At 45.0% G+C, this 22,611-nt stretch carries 22 protein-coding genes; 15 read left to right on the top strand and 7 right to left on the bottom strand.

Annotation, left to right across the window (positions count from 1 at the left end):
* Window positions 1-24: 24 nt before the first annotated feature.
* Entirely contained in the window at window positions 25-387 is a 363-nt protein-coding gene (locus MHH25_RS23005; protein WP_076212350.1) for an HIRAN domain-containing protein, read from the top strand.
* A 20-nt stretch (window positions 388-407) separates the two neighbouring features.
* Here MHH25_RS23005 and MHH25_RS23000 read toward each other — a convergent pair whose 3' ends face one another.
* Window positions 408-1,511, bottom strand: a complete 1,104-nt coding sequence (locus MHH25_RS23000; protein ID WP_339195070.1) for a glycosyltransferase family 4 protein — start codon at window positions 1,509-1,511, stop codon at window positions 408-410.
* Between the two features lie 215 nt (window positions 1,512-1,726).
* Between MHH25_RS23000 and MHH25_RS22995 the strand changes: the two genes are divergently transcribed.
* The 6 genes from MHH25_RS22995 (at window position 1,727) to msrA (ending at window position 7,860) form a co-directional block, all read left to right on the top strand.
* Window positions 1,727-2,038 carry a DUF3817 domain-containing protein gene (locus MHH25_RS22995; protein ID WP_340018228.1) on the top strand — a complete coding sequence of 104 codons (312 nt, stop codon included), beginning with the start codon at window positions 1,727-1,729 and terminating at the stop codon, window positions 2,036-2,038.
* A 276-nt stretch (window positions 2,039-2,314) separates the two neighbouring features.
* Window positions 2,315-3,133, top strand: coding sequence for a TerC family protein (locus MHH25_RS22990; protein ID WP_036617064.1), 819 nt, complete (start codon window positions 2,315-2,317; stop codon window positions 3,131-3,133).
* Window positions 3,134-3,635: 502 nt separating this feature from the next.
* Window positions 3,636-5,099, top strand: coding sequence for an RtcB family protein (locus MHH25_RS22985; protein ID WP_340018227.1), 1,464 nt, complete (start codon window positions 3,636-3,638; stop codon window positions 5,097-5,099).
* Window positions 5,099-6,403, top strand: a complete 1,305-nt coding sequence (locus tag MHH25_RS22980; RefSeq protein WP_340018226.1) for an AAA family ATPase — start codon at window positions 5,099-5,101, stop codon at window positions 6,401-6,403. Before MHH25_RS22985 ends, MHH25_RS22980 begins: the two co-directional genes overlap by 1 nt.
* A gap of 309 nt (window positions 6,404-6,712) precedes the next feature.
* Window positions 6,713-6,970: a GlsB/YeaQ/YmgE family stress response membrane protein gene (locus MHH25_RS22975; RefSeq protein WP_017686880.1), complete on the top strand. Its 258-nt coding sequence runs from the start codon at window positions 6,713-6,715 to the stop codon at window positions 6,968-6,970.
* Window positions 6,971-7,344: 374 nt separating this feature from the next.
* On the top strand, window positions 7,345-7,860 hold the full coding sequence (gene msrA / locus MHH25_RS22970; RefSeq protein ID WP_340018224.1) for a peptide-methionine (S)-S-oxide reductase MsrA: 516 nt from the start codon (window positions 7,345-7,347) through the stop codon (window positions 7,858-7,860).
* A gap of 77 nt (window positions 7,861-7,937) precedes the next feature.
* Here msrA and MHH25_RS22965 read toward each other — a convergent pair whose 3' ends face one another.
* Window positions 7,938-9,209 (bottom strand): hypothetical protein, encoded by a 1,272-nt coding sequence (locus MHH25_RS22965; RefSeq protein ID WP_340018223.1) that lies wholly within the window; start codon window positions 9,207-9,209, stop codon window positions 7,938-7,940.
* A 262-nt stretch (window positions 9,210-9,471) separates the two neighbouring features.
* On the opposite strand from MHH25_RS22965, the gene MHH25_RS22960 reads away from it, so the two are divergent.
* On the top strand, window positions 9,472-10,068 hold the full coding sequence (locus MHH25_RS22960; protein WP_340018222.1) for a restriction endonuclease: 597 nt from the start codon (window positions 9,472-9,474) through the stop codon (window positions 10,066-10,068).
* A gap of 157 nt (window positions 10,069-10,225) precedes the next feature.
* Here MHH25_RS22960 and MHH25_RS22955 read toward each other — a convergent pair whose 3' ends face one another.
* On the bottom strand, window positions 10,226-10,693 hold the full coding sequence (locus MHH25_RS22955) for a MerR family transcriptional regulator (RefSeq protein ID WP_340018221.1): 468 nt from the start codon (window positions 10,691-10,693) through the stop codon (window positions 10,226-10,228).
* Window positions 10,694-10,916: 223 nt separating this feature from the next.
* Between MHH25_RS22955 and MHH25_RS22950 the strand changes: the two genes are divergently transcribed.
* The 3 genes from MHH25_RS22950 (at window position 10,917) to MHH25_RS22940 (ending at window position 13,723) form a co-directional block, all read left to right on the top strand.
* The gene (locus tag MHH25_RS22950) at window positions 10,917-12,035 is read left to right on the top strand and encodes an NADH-dependent flavin oxidoreductase (RefSeq protein ID WP_340018219.1); all 1,119 of its coding nucleotides are present in this window, start codon (window positions 10,917-10,919) and stop codon (window positions 12,033-12,035) included.
* Between the two features lie 163 nt (window positions 12,036-12,198).
* Window positions 12,199-12,426 (top strand): hypothetical protein, encoded by a 228-nt coding sequence (locus MHH25_RS22945; protein WP_340018217.1) that lies wholly within the window; start codon window positions 12,199-12,201, stop codon window positions 12,424-12,426.
* 49 nt (window positions 12,427-12,475) lie between these two features.
* Complete coding sequence (locus MHH25_RS22940; RefSeq protein WP_340018215.1) at window positions 12,476-13,723, top strand: crosslink repair DNA glycosylase YcaQ family protein; 1,248 nt, start codon at window positions 12,476-12,478, stop codon at window positions 13,721-13,723.
* A gap of 197 nt (window positions 13,724-13,920) precedes the next feature.
* On the opposite strand, the gene fabV is transcribed toward MHH25_RS22940, so the two are convergent.
* On the bottom strand, window positions 13,921-15,114 hold the full coding sequence (gene fabV, locus MHH25_RS22935) for an enoyl-ACP reductase FabV (RefSeq protein WP_340018214.1): 1,194 nt from the start codon (window positions 15,112-15,114) through the stop codon (window positions 13,921-13,923).
* Window positions 15,115-15,316: 202 nt separating this feature from the next.
* On the opposite strand from fabV, the gene MHH25_RS22930 reads away from it, so the two are divergent.
* The 3 genes from MHH25_RS22930 to MHH25_RS22920 all read left to right on the top strand — a co-directional run bounded on the left by MHH25_RS22930 (window position 15,317) and on the right by MHH25_RS22920 (window position 18,184).
* Entirely contained in the window at window positions 15,317-16,597 is a 1,281-nt protein-coding gene (locus MHH25_RS22930; protein WP_340018213.1) for an XRE family transcriptional regulator, read from the top strand.
* 276 nt (window positions 16,598-16,873) lie between these two features.
* Entirely contained in the window at window positions 16,874-17,290 is a 417-nt protein-coding gene (locus MHH25_RS22925) for a hypothetical protein (RefSeq protein ID WP_047844012.1), read from the top strand.
* A 99-nt stretch (window positions 17,291-17,389) separates the two neighbouring features.
* Window positions 17,390-18,184: a hypothetical protein gene (locus tag MHH25_RS22920; protein ID WP_340020542.1), complete on the top strand. Its 795-nt coding sequence runs from the start codon at window positions 17,390-17,392 to the stop codon at window positions 18,182-18,184.
* A 99-nt stretch (window positions 18,185-18,283) separates the two neighbouring features.
* Here MHH25_RS22920 and MHH25_RS22915 read toward each other — a convergent pair whose 3' ends face one another.
* Together MHH25_RS22915 and MHH25_RS22910 are read right to left on the bottom strand one after the other, a co-directional pair.
* On the bottom strand, window positions 18,284-19,099 hold the full coding sequence (locus MHH25_RS22915) for a class I SAM-dependent methyltransferase (RefSeq protein WP_340018211.1): 816 nt from the start codon (window positions 19,097-19,099) through the stop codon (window positions 18,284-18,286).
* 73 nt (window positions 19,100-19,172) lie between these two features.
* Entirely contained in the window at window positions 19,173-20,114 is a 942-nt protein-coding gene (locus MHH25_RS22910) for a YafY family protein (RefSeq protein WP_340018210.1), read from the bottom strand.
* A gap of 88 nt (window positions 20,115-20,202) precedes the next feature.
* Here MHH25_RS22910 and MHH25_RS22905 point away from each other — a divergent pair, with 88 nt between their 5' ends.
* Window positions 20,203-21,636: a glycoside hydrolase family 1 protein gene (locus tag MHH25_RS22905; protein WP_076252895.1), complete on the top strand. Its 1,434-nt coding sequence runs from the start codon at window positions 20,203-20,205 to the stop codon at window positions 21,634-21,636.
* A 164-nt stretch (window positions 21,637-21,800) separates the two neighbouring features.
* Here MHH25_RS22905 and MHH25_RS22900 read toward each other — a convergent pair whose 3' ends face one another.
* The gene (locus MHH25_RS22900; RefSeq protein ID WP_340020541.1) at window positions 21,801-22,466 is read right to left on the bottom strand and encodes a phosphatase PAP2 family protein; all 666 of its coding nucleotides are present in this window, start codon (window positions 22,464-22,466) and stop codon (window positions 21,801-21,803) included.
* Window positions 22,467-22,611 lie beyond the last annotated feature (145 nt).

Raw genomic sequence — 22,611 nt, 5'->3', positions numbered from 1 at the left:
AATACAGGAAAAGGAGCAGGTAATATGAGCACCAAATTATTCGCAGCTATGTATGGGATGGATCACTACCATGGAGTACAGGCTCTACATGTGGGGGATACCGTGTATCTCGTCAAAGATCCAGATAATCGTTTGGATCATCAAGCAATTAAGGTTGTTATTCCCCCGATTGGAGCCGTAGGTTATATCGTTAATGATCCGCTGGTCGTACCTCATGGATGTTGGGCCGGGACGGCATTCTACGATGTGTTTCATCAACTAACGTGTGCCAAAGTACGATTCATGATGAGAGATATGGTGATTATGGAGTTAATTGAGATGAGTCACATTCCTGTTCCGCAGATGGATTCTTTGATTAAGGGATGGCAATTTCGTGAAAAAGCTTGATCATCGTAACAAAAGAAGGCTCATTTACGGATGAGCCTGGTATAGGTCGCTTCCAGATGCATGGCTGTTCTTGCCCAACTGAAATATGCCCTTGCGCTGTCTCGGCCAGCCTTTCCTAACTTCTCGGCAAAAGTGGGATTGCTTGCAAGTTTGTACAGGTAAGAGGTGAAACGTTGAGGGCGCTTATAAGCAGTGACAAGGTATCCATTGATACCTGATTCAATAATCTCGCGAATACCTCCGTTATCCGAAGCAATGACGGGTAATCCTGAAGCCATCGCCTCAACATTAACCAGGCCAAAAGCTTCATGTTCTTGAGACGGACAGACCAGACAATCGACTGCCCGATACAACTGATCGATATGCTCATGGTTTATCTGACCACGGAAGGAAACATGGACCTTATGTTTTTGGGCAAGTTCGCGAAGTTTACGCATGTAATACGGAGGTCCTTTGCCTGCAACAACCAGTTGAACAGATACCTGTTGCTGAAGGAGGGCAGTCGCACGAATTAATACGTCTACACCTTTTCCAGGGATCAGCCTGCCGACATACAGAATAGAGAATGGTTTAGTTACTCCAAATTGTGTACGCAGATGAATCTGTTCTTCGCTGGATTCAACAGGTCTGAAGCGGCTTAGATCTGCACCCAATGGAACAACACTCATCCGGTGTTTTACCAACGGAAATCTGCGGCCTAACCTTTGTCGTAGGGAATGACTGTTGACGGCAATCCAATCAGCTTTTTTCATTAATGTGAGTTTGGAAGGCCCGGGCTGAGCAAACGTTAATGAGTGAAGATAGAGTACAACGGGAGTGCGTGGAAAGGCTCGTTTGATGGTAGCCATACTTCGTGGCCTGTTATCCACTTGAATTACATCATAGGGTTGTTGGGATAACAAACGTATGACTGCTTTGGTGTACATGACAGGACTCGACGCAGGGACACGTTGAATGGTGATCCCATCGATCTGTTCTGTGGCGGCGAGACCTTGCATTTGACGACTTATAATGGTCACCTGATGGCGATGGGCTAGTTCACGAGCGATGCCCAGGATACAGATTTCCACGGAACCATTACCGGGCAAAGGCAATTTCTCGGGTGCAACCATAGCTATTTTCATGATCCGGCTCCTCCTTGTCCGACATCTGTAACAATCTTCGTCATATATCTTATGAGAAGTTAAAGCATTTGGCTCCTGCGAAATGGTAGGTGAGCCAACCATATAAGCGTGCAGGAATAATCTGCTACATGGCATTAAGCGAGATATTCAGCTTTTGTGATATACTGTACGGGAACAATTGAATTCGTTACATGTATAAAAGCAGGAGGAAAATAATGTTACATTCTACGCTGGGGCGCTTCCGGCTGATGTTGTGGTTGCAGGGCATTTCGTACGTGTTGTTACTGTTTGTTGCTTTTCCGTTGAGAGATGCCGGGGTTATGCCGCAGGCTGTCACATGGTTTGGGAATCTGTACGGTTTTTTGTTTTTAATGTATTTGTTATTTATGGTGACTATGTACACCTCACAGAAATGGCGTCTGCGCCGTCCAATTGCTCTGTTCTTTGTTTCTTTCATTCCACTGGGGAATATGATCTATGATGTTGTCATATTCCGTAAGCTGTATCGTCAACTAAATAAAGCTTGACTTTATTTAACGTTATGAAATATGATGAGTACAGGTTAAACAACCCGTTCCAACTAAAACTACATATTCCTGTTAAAGGGGAGTAGCTTTTACAGTAAAGTCGTCAATTCGGGATCATATCCCCGGCTTTATTGGCAGCAATTTTGTTGTTAGCGAGACCTTTACCAAGTTTTCATGCTCGGTAAAGGTCTCTTTTTGTGGATATAAAAGGACCTTACCAGTGATGGTAAAGGTCCTTTTTTTGTACATCATAAGAATATTAAGGAGGAGTCAATTTTGGATGTTTCATTATTATTAGAATATGGGTGGGTGCTTGCTGTCTTAGTGGTCCTTGAAGGATTACTCGCAGCAGATAATGCATTGGTACTCGCAATCATGGTTAAACACTTGCCTGAAGATAAGCGCAAAAAAGCGTTGTTCTACGGTCTGATGGGTGCATTTGTTTTCCGTTTAGGTTCATTGTTCCTGATCTCTTTCCTCGTCGATGTATGGCAGGTGCAAGCGATCGGTGCCCTGTATCTCCTGTATATTTCGATTAACCATATCGTTAAAAAGATACTGGGTAGTCGCAATAAGACAGATGAAGCAGCTGATTCAACGCCGAAGAAACCGAAAAAACAATCCGGTTTCTGGATGACCGTTTTCAAGGTCGAAGTAGCGGATATCGCATTTGCAGTTGATTCCATTCTGGCTGCTGTTGCTTTGGCTGTGGCGTTGCCACCAAGTGGATTGCCTCCAATTGGCGGACTCGACGGTGGACAGTTTATCGTTATCTTCCTCGGTGGATTCATCGGGCTTGTGATCATGCGTTTTGCAGCCTCATACTTTGTGAAATTGCTTCATTCCCGTCCAGGACTTGAAGTTGCGGCCTTTGTCATCGTAGGTTGGGTAGGGGTTAAGCTGGCGGTTATTACACTCGCACACCCTTCATTGGGTGTTCTGGATGAGCATTTCCCGGAAAATAAAATTTGGAAATTCGGATTCTATATTGTACTGATCACCATTGCGGTATGTGGTTGGTTCCTGTCTTCCAAAGTTCCTGAAAAAGAAGACGAAAATCCGGTTGAAGAGTTGGAAAAACAAGCAGGACTGTAATAATCATGTTACGCTAACAACATCATTATTATTTGGAAAACAGGAGATTGTCCTAGGACAATCTCCTGTTTTTGTTTACATATGCAATCTACACCATGGACCAATTTCCAAGAAAAGGGTTGACACATGAATTCTAGTCCCCTTAATATAAGACTAACATTAACGAAGGGAGGCCGAGAGACATGATGCTTGGTTATGATTTGATTCAAACAGGGCGCAACGTAGACACAATAGCATATCCGGCTCATCGTTTCATTGGCCTCATACGGTCGACATAGGGGATAGGCATATCGTTTAGCGAGTTTTATAATCGATATGCGTTCTTCGCTTATATTATAGCGATGGATGACAGACACACAGCATGTTTATGCTGTTCTGTCCTCCGTTATTGTCATTCAGTAGAAGTCATGGGCGATCAGCCTATGGCTTTTTTTAGTTTTATTTTACAGATGAATCAGCAAACCGAATTTGCTGAACGTACAGAAAGGAATAATACACTTTTATGAATACAGAATTTAATTTATTTACCAATCCAAATGAAATCGCAGGTGGCTACCGCCATGAAGTAAAATTGCCTGCAGGCGACCTAACCGTATATGCGGCGCAACAGCTCTTCTCCTCGCTCGATTACAAGGTATTCGAGATGGCAAACAATAATCTGCAGATTCCGGGAATCTCTTATATGAGTTATACGCCAGACGTACACGTCGGTGTAGGTACGTGCATTGGAACGACAGCCGTGTGGGATGCGCAGAGCGGATATGTTTCTCCCTCCATCGTGGGCAGTGACATCGGCTGTGGCATGCGAGTGCATATGACAAACTTGCACAAGGACGAATTGAAAGACATCAAGCTTCGCCGCAAACTCGTCAAGGCCATTGAGAAAGTATTGCCGATGGAGGCGAACCAGCGAGGTCATTACTCGGATATCAGACTGGAGCATATTGTTCGTAAAGGCCTGCATGGTTTACCCAAAAAGTATATTCCAGACAGCTATACACCGAAAAAATCAACCGCGATGACACATGTGGAAAGCAGCAAGTTCAGTTACGATGAGGATGTGTTAAACCACGTTCCTGATATGACATGGCATCGTTCGCATCGTCAGCTCGGAACACTGGGTGGGGGGAATCATTTTGCCGAGATCCAGGCGATTGAGATCGCTGAAGAGAATCGTGAAATCGCCGAAGCTTGGGGATTGTATGATGGACAGGTTGTGGTCATGATTCACTCCGGCTCTCGTGCATGGGGTGGGTATGTAAGCCAGACAAGTTCGTCAGCGATTGCCAAAGTTATGCAGCGGCTTAACCTGGGTACATCCGATCCCAGAATGGTATTTGCTCCACTTGAGCATGCGGAAGGTCGTCATTATGTGAACATGATGTATTCTGCATTGAATTACGCTGTTGTCAATCGTCACCTGATTGCGTATGCTATTCGCGAAGCATTCCGGGATGTGTTTGGCTCCAAATGTGAATTTCGTACGTTATACGATCTGATGCACAACTATGCCTGGGAGGAATCTCACGCAGACCAAGGTTCCGTTTTTGTACATCGCAAAGGGGCGACACGTGCGTTGCCGGCAGGTCATCCGGACAATCCCAAGCCCTATCTGGCAACAGGGCATCCGGCGCTTATTCCCGGTTCCATGGGAACTGCTTCATATATCATGGTAGGTCAACCGCAGGGTGCTGATAATTATTATTCAATATGTCACGGTGCGGGTAGGATCCGTTCACGGACGGCAACAAAACGATTGATTAACGTGGAAGATTTTGCTACGGCACTGGGTGTGGGTACAGAAGATGAGGTCGTGGTAAATCAACGCTCACTTGAATCCATTATTGATGAATCACCTCAGGCTTATAAAAATGTAGATGAAATTATAGACAGTGTTACCGGCGCAGGCCTGGCTCAAGTTGTAGCCAAATGTAAACCGCTTGTAGCGGTAAAGGGAGCGAAATAATGACAATAAACGAACAAAAAACAGATCCAACTCAAGCGATCTATACCTATGACGAACAACATGATACTCGGATTCGAGTGGAAGGGTACGCTATCTATTCAAGGCTGATTCGTGGAATCAGTGAGGCACTTCATCAGCGCTATGGAGTTGAGTACAAGCTTTATGCCAGTTCCGACCCGAACAATGAATACTGGGAGTTACTCCGGGAAGACCTGCAAAATGGCAGTGATGAAGTGGAATTGGTAGCCCGTATATTCGAAGATCTGGAGCTTCAGACCTTGCATTACGACGATGATGGAGATGTGCCTACTTATGGTGTGCATTACTCCATTCGCAATAACGTATTTGCTTATCCGAAATGGGGCGTAGCACTTGTGCGGGTTCCGTTTTTCCGAGAGAACGGGATCTACAGTGAAGACTTTGTCTTTGCCGTCGGTGATGAGGAGATGAAGCAATTTCTGGGAAGTGTCCGGGAACGGGAACGTCAGCAAAATATGAAAAAAGTAACGGTCTACACCGATGCCCGCAATGGCAGCGATCGTCATGTGGAATCCATCACTCGCTCCGTGGGAAGAGAGGATGTTGTTCTTTCGGCACAGATCAAGCAGGATATCTTCCGCTCGCTGGATCAGTTTTTCGAAGCGGATCGTTCCTTTTACAGAGATTATGATATCCCGTACAAACGGGGCATTTTATTGTATGGACATCCCGGAAACGGTAAGACCACATTGGTGAAATCCATTGCAGGAAGTATTCCGGGACCGGCTGCGTATTGGCAGATTACGGAGTATACCAACAGTGAATCGGTGCGTGAAGTGTTCGAGGCTGCCAAGCGGCTCGCACCGATGGTACTGATCATTGAGGACATCGATTCGATGCCGGATGAAGTCCGTTCCTTTTTCCTGAATACATTGGATGGAGCTACGTCGAAGGAAGGCATTTTCTTGATCGGGACAACGAATTATCCGGAGAAAATAGATCCTGGCCTCATGAACCGTGCTGGACGGTTTGACCGGGCTTATGAAATTCCGTTGCCAGATGAAGCGCTGCGCTTGCAATACTTGCGCCAACGAGGCTTCACCGTATTCGCGGGTGAAGAAGGCACGATAGAAGCAGCTCGTTTGACCGACACGTTTTCTCTTGCACAGCTAGGTGAGTTGTATGTGAGTGCTGCGCTGGAATGGCATCAGAATGGACAGACAGACATTGTGAAAGTCATTCAGTCGATGCGTGGCGAGCTGGACAAGAGCCACAAACATACTTGGCTGGCGCAGCCAGGTAAGGGCCGTGCAGGCTTTTATTAATCAGACCTAACCCATCCATCCTATAATATGACGCAAATTTATAAATAATCCTACCTCAATTGGTGATACTAACCTTGTCTGCTCTAACATACAATGACTTTCGGGAGGTACATAACGCAGCCCTGAGCTGGTGAGATGCCGGAAAGTAACGCGATCTGTTTCCATACCTGACTAAGGCTTGTTTTACAGAGAAAGATGCATGGGGACAAAAGGTAATATGCAAAAATTTTTATGCCAATTGTTTAAATGCTTCTGTAGCGGTTAATAGTAGACAGACAACAACAAAAACTTTAATTAGAGGTGAATGATATGGGTTGGTTATGGTCATTAATTATCGGTGGTATCATTGGATGGTTGGCAGGTTTGATCGTTGGTCGTGACATTCCAGGTGGTGTTATTGGTAACATCATTGCTGGTTTTATCGGTGGATGGTTAGGTGGAGTAATCTTGGGCGATATGGGTCCTGAGATGGGCGGATTCTACATTGTACCTGCATTGATCGGTGCGATCGTTCTTGTAGCCATCGTAAGCTTGATCTTCCGTTCGATGGGACGTAGTCGCGGGTAACTTAATCAAGATAATTTCTTGAATTAGTTGTCAGCCAAATGTTTTACCAATGAAGAGGTTGATTGAGAGCCATAACCATGGCTTTCAATCAACCTCTTGTTGTTTTAGAATATATGAAGATATGCGTTAAGCTATCTATATAAATTGGACTAAACATTTACACGAGAACGTAGAGGACAGAAATAACCTGAAGAAGCGGAGCTAAAAGCTTTCTGCAAGAAAGCTGCTTCGAAAGCATACACTCGCCTTTATCACCAGATTTTCTCCTTGTAAAGCCAAATATAAAAAATCTGGGGATAACAGCGATCGGAAGGTTGTTCTGTCATCGGAGTGGTAAGTGTAAAAGGTAGTTTAGATAAGAGGGGATGAACGGAATGGAAAAAGCTACATTCGCCGGCGGATGTTTCTGGTGCATGGTTACACCGTTTGAAGAACAACCGGGCATTCATGGCATTATATCAGGTTATGCTGGCGGCCACGTCGAGAATCCAACATATGAGCAGGTCAAAACCGGGGAGACTGGTCATGTCGAAGTGGTTGAGATTACATTTGATCCAGATGTATTCCCTTATGAACGACTACTGGAGCTGTACTGGCCACAGATTGATCCGACAGATGACGGAGGCCAGTTCCAGGATCGGGGGACACAGTATCGTACGGCAATCTTTGTGGATAATGAACGTCAACGTGAGCTTGCTGAACAGTCCAAACAGGAACTTGCAGCCAGCGGACGATTCAGTCAACCGATTGTTACGGAAATTCGCGATGCAGCTATATTCTATCCGGCTGAAGATTATCATCAGGATTACCACAAGAAAAACGAGAAACATTATAAGGAAGACCGTGCGTTATCCGGACGGGACGAATTTATAGACGAGAATTGGAAATAGGATGATTCTATCCTGCCAATGAATAAGCCGTGAGAGCTCCTTATGGAACTCTCACGGCTTATTATTAGATCGAGTATTTATTTTGCAGAATTGGACTTCAGTACATATCTGGACAATGTCTCATCGTTCAAGGAATAGATGACATCATCAACATAAGTAGAGACACCTTCTAATGAAGGAACCGAGGCACTGGTCGTGTAGATATGCACGTCTTCCAGCGTCTGTGGATCAAGAATGTATCCTGTTTTGGCAAAATCAAGCTGATACTGACCATCCTGTGTCTGGTCGACATGCATCAACGCAGGCTGTGCGTCCTTGAATGTACGCTCAGTCACTTTGCCTTTCATCGTGTACAGTTCCAGCTTCTGCCCTGTAAAGACTGTATAACCGTTGCCAGCCGTCTGAATGTAGGCATCACCAGCAATGGCACGTCCCCAAGCAAGCTTGCCATCGGTGCCAAAGCCCATCAGTCGGTTCCCGGTGTTCTCAAAATTGGCGCGCATAATGATGGAACCATCGTCGAGAATGGCCAGCGATTCACCGCCGCCATCTCCTAATGTATTTGCATTGGCAGGGAATTGGTAGAAGGACAGACGATTCAACGTACGATCATAGATCTCTACTTTGGGATTCGCAGCTTGCTGCCAGAAGTTGCCTACCTTGGTTTGTTTACTGGCATCCACTACAATTCGACCATGGTCAGCCTTAAGCACGTTGCCGTTGATGTTTTTTTCAGTAATCAGCTTGCCCTTTTTGTCATATAACGAGATGGCTGAGCGAACGGAACCGTTTGATTGCACGCCCTGACTTGAAGCAACCATCAGCGTATCGTTATCCAATAGAGATATGCTTGCAGGTGAATTCACCGTTTTGACCCAGTTGGTTTTACCGGATGTATTAAATGAGTACAATTTTTTGGTTTTGTCCGAATATTCCATATACACATAAGCTGTACCGTTGCTGGCATATACCGAATCAGAGTAGGTGGTATAAGGACCACTTTTCTCATGGAATATCGTATTCCACTTCAATTGTCCAGTTGTAACATCGAATGCTTGGAGAGAGTCCAGTTGCCAGTCGAGTGTTGTTTTGCTGCTTGTTTTGGTCACGGGCTGGGAGGCATGTACATATACAAGATTTTTGGATGGCACGGCATGAATTCCCTTGATCAGGACATCTTTCTCTGTATTGGCCTCAGATAACATCAGGGAAGATGACGTCCACGCCGGTTTGGGCATGGATTCGGTTGAAGCAGCGGCGTAACCTGTTGTATTCATGGTGAAGAGGAGCATGCCGCTGAGAATGAGGGCAGCCCATGTTTTGGACTTGTGTTTGGTCAATGTATGCAAGTGATAAACCACCTTTCTTCTTCGGTTCAAAATAGAACCGATTGTTGAATTTTACCATTAAAGTCAAGCTGAATTCAACCGAACGCACTGTAACCTTTTATCATTGGTTCATCGAACTTACTTTGTTTGGTGAAGTATAAGGGTTACAGGGAATTCATCTTCTTTCGATGAAGGTGGAAGTCTGATATATTTAGTGCGGTGACAAGCCATATTAGCGTAAGACGTTGGATAGAACATAGGAAATGAAACAAGGAGAATAGCTATGAACTGGAGTGAAAATGCGACCCTATGGGTCATTGGATGTATCATCATATTGTTGCTCCTGGCCTGGATTATTCGGCGGGTTATCGGGCGCGGGCAGCGGATCCGAAGTGAAGCCAATCCTCGTAAGATCACAATAAAGGACATCGACAAGATGGAAGATGGTTCGGAATTTGAATTATATCTCTATCATTTATTCGAAGAGCTCGGGTACGATGAGGTGCATAAGACAACAAGCAGCCGGGATTTTGGGGCAGATCTGGTGTTTGTTGATAGACTTGGCAGACGAAGTGTGATACAAGCGAAGCGATATGGTGCGAACCATCCCGTAGGGTTGAGTGCTGTGCAGGAGATATATACATCGATGCGTTATTATGAAGCCGACCGGTCGATTGTATTAACGTCCGCTCGTTACACCGAAGCCTGCCGGACGCTTGCGGCGGTTAATGGAGTGAAGCTGCTGGACCGGGAAGACCTGATGGAATTAATTCTGTTATTCAAAGCCAGAAGAGTGGAAGAAGCATTGGAACTGATCGAAGAAGATGACCACGAACCAATCGAGACGTGGCAGTCCCGGCGAAAGCGGCAATCCCGCTAGATAGCATTGTGTTACTGTGCTTTAACGTAGATTTTTTTAAAATAATCGAAAGTAGTAATGTAGTCAGGATTAACGTTTTAAAAACAATTATAACCAATCGCTAGGTAATATAGGCGATTGGTTATTTTTCTGGATAGATATTTTGAGCTCCGTTTGTTCATCTGTTGGTTGTAGCATTCCGAATATTTGATTCACCTCCCCGGGTATCGACAATGTTCACCTCAAGGCCGTGACATTTAAAATTGTGGTTAGGATTTTTCCTAACCTCATCTTTTTGAAGTTCATACATAGCTAATTTATAATTTATTTCTTCCATATGTTTCAAACTTTCTTCGATTTTCTTTTGTAATTCAATTTTATGTTTCTTTAACATTTCCTCTCTTTCTGAATAGGTGGAGTTCCCCATTTCATAGGATTCCTTGTAGTCTTTAATTTTAGAAAGTGGCATTCCTGTTTCTTTGAGACAAAGAATAAAAGAAATCCAATCGATTTGTTGTTCGGTATATACTCTATTCCCTTTTTCGTCGCGCGAAATATTCGGTAATATCCCTTGTTTTTCATAAAATCGAAGTGTCTTTGCAGTTATATTATAATTCTCCACTACATACTTCATTGAAAAAAACATCTGATCGCCTCCATAGTTACAGTTACTGTAACTGTTATTTTATCACATAGAATATTAGTTAAAAGAAAATCGTTTGAAATTACGTGTAAATTCCTACTTTACTTCCCCTAAGGTTAACCTGATATTCTTGTATAGGACTTGTGAATGGATGGATGAGATAAGGTCACCTTTATCTGTTCCATACATAAGCACTTAGAAATCAAAATACAAAGGAGAACGTACAATGAGTAAATTTAATAACTTGTTTGAACCTTTTACATTCAATAAAGGGATTACCTTAAAGAATAGAGTGGTTATGTCTCCGATGACGACATGGTCAAGTAATGATGATTACACGATTTCCGATGAGGAAGTTGCATATTATAAAAAAAGAGTGAATGGTGTAGGTTTAGTTATCACGGGCTGTACTCATGTCCTACCCAATGGGATTGGATTTACACATGAATTCGCCGCATATAATGATTCATTTATCCCTAGTCTAAAAAAATTGGCAGATGCTGCTAAGAGTGGAGGAGCTCCAGCAATTCTTCAATTGTTCCATGCTGGAGATAAAGCGATTGCTGAATTAGTTCCTAATGGTGACGTGGTAAGTCCGAGCGGTGTTGCTCTGACTGAAGCAGTATCCCCTAGAGAGCTTACTCATGAAGAAATTCTGGAAATTATTCATGCGTTCGGTGAAACTACAAGACGTGCAATTGAAGCTGGTTTTGACGGTGTTGAACTCCATGGAGCCCACGGTTTTTTACTTCAAAGCTTTTTATCTCCATTCTTCAACAAACGTCAAGACCAATGGGGGGGATCACTGGAAAAACGTCTGAGTTTTCCAATAGCTGTTATTCGAGAGGTGAAAAAAGCTATTGAGAGATATTCGACTAAACCATTTATTTTAGGTTACCGCATTTCCCCAGAGGAACATCAACAAGATGCCCTTAGAATGAAAGATACTTACGCACTGATTGATAAACTGATTGAAGAAAATGTTGATTATGTTCATGGTTCCTTGGTACAAGCCCTTACGTCAAAACCAAAATATAACCAAGATAACAAAAAAACTTATCTTGAGCTGATTGTTGAACATGCCAACAATCGGATTTTTGTAATTGCAGCGGGTTCCTTGGAAAGCCCAGAAGATGTCTCTCAAAGCATGGAGAAAGGACTTTCGTTAGCGGTAATTGGGCGTGTATTAATCTCTGATCCAGAGTGGATTGAAAAAGTTCAACAAGGAAGGGAGGCGGAAATTCAAAACGTGATTAAATCATCTAACGTTAGAGATCTTGTATTGCCAGCGAAACTATGGGGTGTCATACAAAATGCAGGTCCATGGTTTAAAGTTGAACAATAAAGAAGATGAAAGATCAAAAAAGGCCGCTAATAATAGCGGCCTTTTTTGATTTCAAGAACTTTTGTATTAATTTATCCGCTTCAACAAAAAAGCTTCACCTTCACTTGCGTAGCTGCACATGATATATTGAGTGTATATCAACCAAAGGAGTGTGTGATCCATTATGGCACGTACACAAACACAAAAAGCATTACGCAAAGCAGAGCGGTCAGGTCAATGGTGCTCGGAACAGAGCCGAAGAGTTAACGGAGATTATGGTGCGTTATCCCAGCATGTGCGGCTCATGCCTACGAAGCAGGAAAAATTGCAAAAGGTCAAACACAAGAAGCAGATCATCCAGGATGGTGGTGCTTCTTTTTATTTTTTCTATGAGGTGCCGATTGCTGGATAAGTAAGACGATAGAATTTTGTACACTAAATGAAGGGAAGAACCTATACATATGACAACAGCGCTGCACATGAATAAAAAAATCGTTCGGCGTTTTTTGCTGCAAACGCAAGCTTTACTGGGACGTTGGCCCGCAGTTTCCTTACCTTCGGGACCCGACCAAGTTTTGAGTTTGATTCGCTCCCTTGGTTGCGTGCAGATCGATCCTGTGGCTGCTGTAACCGGAAACCAGCATTTGGTGCTGGGTGCTCGTGATCCTGGTTACACTGCTGACAGCTTAAATACGCTGCTGAGTGATCACAAGGTGTTTGAATATTTTGCAAATGCTGCCTGTGTCATTCCAATCGAAGATTATGCTCTCTTTGAACCTGTGCGTGCCCGATTAAGGGAGCGTCTGGCTCCGTCCTTACAAGGTCTGGAGAAGACAGTGCAGCATGTGTTACAGCGTTTGAAGGAAGAAGGACCTTTACCTTCCAGAGCCTTCCGTGCTGTTGAACGGGTAAGTGGTTATTGGGACAGTGCAGATGTGCCGAAGACCAAGGATACCACACTTGCTCTGAATCTACTGTTAGACTCCGCTGTGATTCGTGTGGTGGCGAGGCAGGGGAATGAACGTTATTTTCATATTACCGAATCCGGATTGCAACAACAGGGACTTACGATAAAAGAAGACATCGATTTGTTTGCCCAGAGACAGGCTCTGCTGGATAAATACATTCATGCGTATCGTGTCGTAGATGCCCGTGATCCCCGTCTGGGTTGGTTAAAATCTACAGCGGCTGAACGACGCGCCGATATTGCTGCCCGTGTGTCAGATGGGCGAATGATCCCACTTAAGGTGGAGGACGTGGCCACGCCTTATTATATTCGTGCTGAAGATGAGGATTTGCTGCTACACATGGAAAGGGAAGAGCCACACTATGATCCGTCTGGCCCGGTACGTTTCCTGCCGCCGCTGGACAACCTGTTATGGAGAAGAGAACGTATTGTTGATTTATTTGATTTTCATTATAAATGGGAGATTTATACGCCAGAGGTGAAAAGAACTTACGGTTATTATGCCATGCCTATTCTTCACGGTGATCGGTTGATTGGACGTATGGACCCACGACTTGATCGCAAAACGGGAGTACTTACCGTTCGTTTGTTATCAATGGAAGAGACTGCTCCACCTGTGGAGGAATGGCTTACGGATTTTCGGGAGGGGCTTCAATTCTTTGCATCCATGCATGGAGCGCGTTCGATCACTATCGAGAAGACGGTACCGAAAGAGCTGAAAAAGCTGCTTAAATCGATTTGATTAGGGGATATACGAAAGAATGTATGGATACGGGGAATTGGAATTGTTAAGAGGGGGGAGGATCTAAAAAGGATAAAAAAAGGAGGAGCCAGAGGGGCCCCTCCTTCTTCATTTGATTTTAATATCATATCTCTAGCATTACATCAGAAGTGCTAACGAAAACAAAAACCTAAGCTCACGTTCACACAAAAACTTCTTTAGTTCACCAGATGAGGCATTTCAACGTTCGGATCAACATCTGCTTCATAATCCACGCCATCGGTTTCAAAACCAAACAGCTGGAAGAATTCGCGACGGTAACCTTCCAGATCGGACAGATCGTAGATGTTCTCTGTGGTCAACTCATTCCAAAGCTTAGCTACTTCTTCCTGAACGTCAGCTCTCATCTCCCAATCGTCAATGCGAATGCGACCTGCTGCATCGGTTGGAACTTCTCCCCCCGCATACAAGCGATCAGCGAACAGTCGTTGCAATTGCTCGATGCATCCTTCATGCAAGCCTTTTTCTTTCATGACTTTGTACAATGCTGAGATGTACAGCGGCACGACTGGAATTGCAGAACTGGATTGAGTCACCAGCGCTTTGGCTACAGTTAAGTACGCACGTCCACCTTTTGCACTTAGGCGATCATTCAGCTTGTGTGCAGTCGCTTCCAGATGATTCTTGGCTTGACCGATGGAACCATCACGATAAATGGCATGCGTAAGTTCAGGACCGATGTAGGAGAAAGCAATCGTTGTTGCATCGTCAGCAAGCACGCCGCCTTGTTGCAGGGCATCCATCCATAGTTCCCAATCATCTCCGCCCATAACGGTTACCGTCTGACGAATTTCCTCTTCGTTTGCCGGTTCAAGGGTAACGGAGCTGATTTCGCCTGTGTGGAAGTTTACCGTTTTGTTCGTGTAGGATTGTCCGATAGGCTTCAGCACAGAGTTAAATACTTCACCCGTGTTCGGATCGGTACGGCGTGCCGAGGCTACGCTGTATACAACCAGATCGACTTGACCGAGTTCACTGCGAATCAGTTCAACGGCTTTGTCTCGTGTTTCGTTTGCAAATGCATCACCTGTAACGCTGTACGATTTCAGGCCTGCTTCCTCCGCGGCTTTTTCGAATGCAGCGGAATTGTACCAGCCTGCAGAAGCCGTACGTTTCTCTGTGGAACTGCTTGGACGATAAATGCCGACTGTATTCGCTCCAGCTCCAAAAGCAGAAACAACGCGTGACGCCAGACCGTATCCAGTGGAAGCACCGATCACGAGCACATTACGCGGTCCTTTCAGCTTAGGCTGGGATTTCACATAATCAATCTGTTCCTGCACTTGGGCAGCGCAACCTACAGGATGGGAAGTGGTACAAATAAAACCACGTGTTCTTGGTTTAATAATCATTTATTTGCATCCTTTCATATTCAGCTCATGTTTCAGCATTTCGATAAAATGCTCTTACACATACTTTCTTATTGTAAAACAATTACCTTGGAAACGGAAACCGTTTCGTTGATTTCGCTGGAAGTGTGGCGTTATATCTCTAATTTTGCGATGATGTGAATAGAATGTACTCGCATGTTAGGATAGAAAGGACAGGGATACCATGCTAAAGGAACGCATTGAACTGCTAAGCAAAAGAAAACAAATCTCCCGTAAAGACCTTGTGGAAGGTCTGGTCACGCAGGCACACTTTGCCAATATCCTGGCGGATCGTTATCCCCTACCTGAGGACTTGGCAGAAGCCATCGCCGGGCGTCTTGGGGTATCCCCTTCCTATATTCTAAAAGCTGCGGCTCAGGACGAGGATACAATTGAACGGGCAGAGGCCATCTTCGAACAAATGTCTGTTCCAGCGTCGGCAATATCCGAAGATACGGTGCATGCACTGGCAGATCGGGATGACTCGCTGACCGTAGAGTTGACAACGGCCTTGATGAAGGCGGTCTATTATCAGCAATTAAACGATGCAACGGCTCATGAATATATACAAACGTCTTACCTCAATTTTTACCTGGAGAAATACGGTCGTCCAGACGATATTGATCTGCCGCGCCCGTTAGTCAAGGCACTTTTATTCTATAAAATACAATATTACCGCTCCAAAATGGCCTTTGTGGATGTATTAACTCATGCAACCAGGCTCAGTGAGCTGGCACTCCCTGGCAGTGAATTCTGGCTGTCTGTGCAAAATATCAAGATGGAAGCCTACATCCAGGTCAAACAGTACGAAGAGGCAAAACAAGTATTTGAGCTTACGATGCGTCATGTCTATGATCAGCGGATGTTCCATCGGTTGTCCGGGTTATATGTAGCATATAGTGGGTATTGCTTCGCAATGGGGCTGGTTCAGGAGGCACTCTCGGCATTAACCATGGCGGAGGCAAACCTCGTGTATGCGGGCAACCAGGGAGATCTGGTAACGGCGATTGCCAACAATCGCATTGTCATGTTAACAATGACAGGTGAACTGGATCAGGCACAGACGGAGATTGAACGATTTGAATCGTTATTGCAGCAGGAAACGGAAGAAACACAGATCGCAATGCAGCCGCTCGTCAGTGTGTATCGATGCGAAGTAGCTATGGCACGGAAGAACTGGGGCGTGCTTGCGCAGAGTGTAGATCAACTCTTAAAATGTGCAACAACACAGGACCAGCAGATGAGCGCAACCTTCTACCAGAGCCATCTGGCTCTTGCGCATGGAGATCGGGATGTTTTCATGGAGCGGGCGCTTGCGTGTCTGCCTTATTTTGAATCCGCGCAGTATGTCATGCGACTTGAACCGTTATATGAGGGGATGGCCTTAGTATCCGAGGATCAGCGGAAATACAAGGAAGCAGCGATGTATTATCGGAAGCTGGTATATTTGTTACGCAAAAAATAGAGTGGAAATCGGCTTGGAAGAGCCTGATTATGGCATGATTTGGTGCATTGCCAAAACACTTGCACAAAATATGGCCGCCAATCGTGAAATGAAGATCGGATTAGCAGATCTTTTTTTGCCGAATTAGCATACTTCCTTACCGTAGAAACGATTATCCGGTAATTCAATTGCCGGATTTTTCGTTTTTTTTGTATGCCGCCAGAAGGGTATTCAAGGACAAGTCACGGTGTTTATAATTTAACTATAATCAAAAATAAAAAAAATGAGGTGCTTGATATGGGATGGTTCGGTAAAAAGAACAAACAGGAAGATGCGATTGCTAAAGCGGATAAAATGATGAATAAAGGACTCACTGGCATGATGATGAAAGGTTTTGTATCAAAGGAACATCGGGAGGCCATCAACCAAAGTCTGGATTCCGCAAAGCAGGCACAGTTGGCGGCGAGTGGTTCGCTTCCATTAACGGCAACAGCAACGGTGGTGACAATCACCGATACGGGGAAACTTATCAATTTTGATCCGATTGTTGTGCTTGTATTGGATGTGACAGAAACGAATGGCAACCAGTATCAGCGAACATTAGAGACACTGGTGTCCAAAATGCAGATTCCACGAGTTGGAGATCGAGTGGGACTGGGCCAGAATCCAGCGAATCCCTCCGAACTGATTTACATGGGGCTAATGTCCATCTAGAAGGTATTTGGTTATAAGACAGTCATAATCTATTTATATAATGCTTATAACAACGGTAATTATAGATATTAAGAGAAGGATTAAGAGAGGGTGGATCATATGGTAGGTTTCTTGAGATTCATTGGCGTATTAACGGTGTTCGGAGTGGGATTCTCCCCATTTCTGGCACAGCAGCTGTGGAATGATCCGTTTATGATTATGCAGGCATGGTGGTACACTCCGGCGATCTTTGCCGGGTTTGCACTGATTTTTGTTCCTGCGATTTTGAGCAATATTTTTGGCGTAGGTCGAGTGAAGACAGGTTTACCAGCAGTTGGGGTCATTAAGACTATACAACAGACAGGTACGTATATTAATGAACAGCCTGAGGTTCGATTGGGTCTGACGGTGTCGCGCAAGGGGCGTGAGAAATACGATACGGAGATGAAAACAGTCATTCCATTGACCTCCCTGGCACAGTTCCAACCGGGCAGTTTCATTCCGTTAGTCGTTTCTGTAAAGGATGAGCGCAAGGTAGGACTTGATCTGAAAGGGCGGTTATCGCAAGAAGATATGCAGCAATTACTGGATGAGAAGATGGTACAGCAGGGGGTATCGCCTGAAATGATGGATATTGCAAGAACAGGAGAAAAAGCGATGGCCAAGATTCTTGATGTCACTCCACTTGGGAGTGGAGGCAGTAATAAGATCAAGCTTCAGCTCAAACTCAGCATAACGAAAACGAACGGTGAAACCTTCAATGTGACAACGCAAAAAGAAATTTTGTCATCTGCGCTGCCCCAGGTGCAGCAAGGTCATATCATTAATGTCATCTATTCAAGACAAGACCCAACAAAATTGGTGTTGGCATTGAATGTACAGGAGCGACAATTAAGTGACTTATTCTCTTCTTGAGGATGTAGACAAAAGGAGGTCCTACAGATCATGTTTATGACGTGTAGGACCTCCTTTTTCATTTTGGTATGTATGAGAGATGCAAGCAACGGACGGTTTTCAAACAATACCAAGGCGCATGCGATAAGAAAAGAGTACTTCTCTGGATTCTCCGTCAAATACACGATTAGCCAGCGCTCTGAACTCGTCAGCAGCTGTTAATAGATCATCCGCTCCGAGCTTCAACGCCGTTTGCAGGCCGCCTTGGCTCAGGGCGAGATTGACATATCGATCGGCAGTGAATGTCTCGTGGTGATGAAATACGATTTCCCGGACATATCGGAACAGCCCGGACTGCTGAATCTGCTGCAAATGCCCATCCTTGCTCCATTTGTGTGCCTGACTATCTTGGGGAGCCAGACGGGCTGCTCGTTGATCTGCTTCCTTATTCAGCTGCAGATAGGCTTGTTCTAACTGCCAGTCTAACATTGGCGGCCAGTCGCAATCGTAGGCTGCAAATATGCCCCCTGTACGAAGTACACGTGCAAACTCGCGTAGTGTGGGTTGCGGCTCCATCCAGTGAAACGATTGGGAGCAGGTCAGCACATCCACACTGCCATCTGGTAGTCCGAGGTCGTGAGACAAGCCGGACACAAACCGCAGGTTATCCGGCTTCCCGGCAGATTCCCACTTGGATTCTGCTACAGACCTCATGTCATCGCTGGGTTCAAAGCCGATGATACGTTCAGCTTCATTAAGCCAGATCCACGAGGATAAGCCGGTGCCACAGCCAATATCTGCGACCATACGCGGTGTGCTGCCAAGATATGTCGTTAGAATATCCACCACTTCAGTGGGAGCAGCTGGTCGGTTCTGATCGTATAACGTACCAAAACCTTTGAAACGTTCCACATTGTTGCGTCTAATGTCTTGCATGGATAAACCTCCTTCGGTCAGATGGATGACGGAGAGTCAGCTGTGATCAAAAGTTGTATAGGCCTATATTATATCATTCATTGTTGGGAAGTTTGTTCATGACGTTCTGCAAATGTTCAACGGCTTTGATATGACGTCTGAGCAATTCCTGTCCAACATGAACAGGCTCGATGACGGTCAGCTCGGAACCAAATGACAGCAGGAAGGAGTAGAGCCATTCCCCTACATTCAGTTCGAGAGACACACGGAGCCTGCCATCAGGCTCTTTTTTAATGAGGGACGGTTCGAAAAAATCATGTACTCGGTATGCAATGGTGCTGGAAAACGAGAGTGTCAAAGGAGTCAGGGCAGGAGCTATCTCTGATTCAGGGTGGGTTGACCCCGCATGAACAGGGTGATCGTGTTTTCTCGCTAGAAAAGTCAACTGGGTAATCCGTTTCATCTTAAATGTCTCGAATTCTTTCCGATCAGGGTCATCATGGATATATCCTTTGAAGTACCACGTACTGTTTTTGAATATAAGTTTCTGTGGCTCCACGGTCGGAATGCTCTTCTCACCATCCGAATTAACATAATGAAACGTAATCAGTTGATTCGTTAATATAGCCTGCTTCACCTGATTGAACAGTTCTCTCTCTTGCAGGGGGATGCTGCCCCATGGCGAGAAATTGAATTCGATCCAATCTAGCTTGTGATCAAAAAGGGCGGTTAACCGTTGCAGCATATGGGCACTGTTAAGATGGGGGATCGCACTGATGCTGTATAGCCCCATCAAAATTTCGTTCTGGTCTTCTTCCGACAACAGGGACTTGTCCATGACATAGTTGTCCATCAGATGGATACCGCCATGTTTGCCGGTCGTCGTATAGACGGGAATGCCCGCAGCACTCAACCGATCGATATCACGGTACACCGTGCGTACAGAAATCTCGAACAAACGGGCGAGATCTGGTGCAGTGGCTTTCTTTTTCTCCAATAACAAAAGCAACATTCGAAATAGTCGGTTATTTTCCATGCTCTGATTATACCATGACAATAGGTGTCAGGGTATGGATGGTACACTGGTTACATAGTCTTGTTGAGATATGAAGGAGGAACTGGTCATGACAATGAAAGAAGGATTTTACTGGGGTGGCGCAACGGCTGCCAATCAATTCGAGGGTGGATGGAACCAGGGTGGTAAGGGGCCAAGCACGTCTGACATGATGACAGGGGGAACCCACACGATTCCACGCCGGATTACGCCTGTACTGGAAGAGGGCACGTATTATCCGAGCCATGAAGCGGTTGATTTTTACGGACATTACAAAGAAGATATTGCCATGATGGCAGAGATGGGCTTCAAAATGTTCCGCATGTCCATCAACTGGTCCCGGATCTATCCGAACGGTTACGATCTGGAGCCGAACGAAGAGGGATTGCAGTTCTACGACAATGTTTTTGCCGAGTTGAAAAAATACAATATTGAGCCGCTCGTAACGATCTCCCATTATGAAACGCCATTCGGTCTGACACAGAAGTATAACGGCTGGGCTTCCCGTGAAGTTATCGACTGTTATATCCGTTATTGTACAACTCTCTTCAACCGCTACAAAGATCAAGTGAAATACTGGCTTACGTTCAACGAAATCAACTGTCTGACGATGCCGATGGGTGCTTATATGGCTGCAGGTATTCTGTTTGAAGGCAAAGAAACACTTGTCGACGGAGTGGATGATCCACAGACTCGTTTCCAAGCATTACATCATCAATTCATTGCCAGTGCCAAAGCGGTGAAGCTGGGACATGAGATTAACCCTGATTTCCAGATTGGTTGTATGGTCGCTTTCATGACAACCTATCCAAACACATGTAACCCGGACGACATGTTGCTTGCACAGAAGAAAGACCAAATCTCCAATATGATCTGTGGTGATGTTCAGGTTCGTGGTGCATACCCTGGATTCGCCAAACGTTTCTTCGCCGAAGAAGGTATCCAGATCGAGATGCAACCGGGAGACGAACAGACCTTGCGTGAAGGCTGCGTAGACTTCTATTCCTTCAGTTATTATATGTCTTTGGTTGAAAGTGCGGACGAGTCCCTCGAGAGAGCAGAAGGTAATCTGCTGGGTGGTATCAAAAATCCATATCTCGAAGCTTCCGACTGGGGCTGGCAGATCGATCCAAAAGGACTGCGTTACACGCTGAATCATCTGTATGATCGTTATCAGATTCCATTGATGGTGGTTGAGAATGGCTTGGGTGCTGTCGATGTGGTCGAGGAAGACGGCTCCATTCAGGATGACTATCGCATTGATTATTTGAAAGGTCACATTGAACAGATGAAAGAAGCGGTAGCTGACGGCGTAGATCTGATTGCCTACACCATGTGGGGATGTATCGACCTGGTTAGTGCATCCACTGGAGAGATGAAGAAGCGTTATGGCTTCATTCATGTCAACAAGGATAACGACGGTAACGGAGATTTAAGCAGAACACCGAAGAAGAGTTTCCACTGGTACAAAAAAGTCATCGAATCCAATGGTGAAGAGTTATAATTTGGTGTGAAAAAACCAGATCGGTCTGTTCCCTTAAATGGGACAAGCGGTCCATGTGGTCCTGAACGAGTTCAGGACTACTACATATGAATATAAAAAATACCCGGTTATCCTTCAGTTAAGGAAAGCCGGGTATTTCTTTGTGTAGTTCAATAGCGGGCCGCCTAGGCCAGCCTTCTGCTTTGCAGTTGGGACATGCGCTCCAAATGCCGCCGATAAAACCATATACATGTGGAGAGCCAGCAACCACTTAAGAAGTATCCGCCTACGATATCACTTGGATAATGCACTCCCAAGTAGATACGACTTATACCAATGGTCAGTATAAATACGGCGCTGGCAACAATCATCAGCACACGTCCGGTAACGGTGGGTACATGTTTCCAGATTAGAAAGGCCAGTCCACCGTACAGGCTAAATGCTGCCATAGAATGCCCACTGGGGAAGCTGTAACCACTCACTTCAATGATCCGGTTAATGGTAGGTCTGGCACGCTGGAATACCAGCTTGAGCAATGCATTTAACAGGGTTGAACCTGCGAGCACGCAAGCCAGGAAGAGCAGTTCGCGTTTGTGTCGCAGGCAAACAAATAACACAATCATGGCGATGATGGTAATGAAGACCACTGGCATTTCGCTGCCGATCCAGGTAAAAAGGTGCATGAATTGTGTCATATTAGGGGATTCCAACCCCTGAATCCAGCCGATCAGCGTATCATCAAATCGATGAATCTGGTTGTCGCTGATGGACAGGGCGATGCTTATAAAGGCGATCATGCATAACGCTGCAACGAGCAGCGGGAATGAGATATTCTTTTTCCAGTTGTGCATCAAATGTTGAGTTCCTCCGTGATGGTTTATTTCGTATGTTGTGTCCTTGCGTATCTCGGACATAACGATATTTGTATTGTGCTATAATTTTACAATAAATATAGCAGCAATAAAAATATGTAACCTTAACAACGCTTATTCAAGC

This window comes from Paenibacillus sp. FSL H3-0457 (assembly GCF_037981725.1).
Classification (GTDB): domain Bacteria; phylum Bacillota; class Bacilli; order Paenibacillales; family Paenibacillaceae; genus Paenibacillus; species Paenibacillus amylolyticus.
The sequence above is the reverse complement of the archived record's forward strand: the minus strand, read 5'-3'. Positions and strand labels throughout refer to the sequence as shown.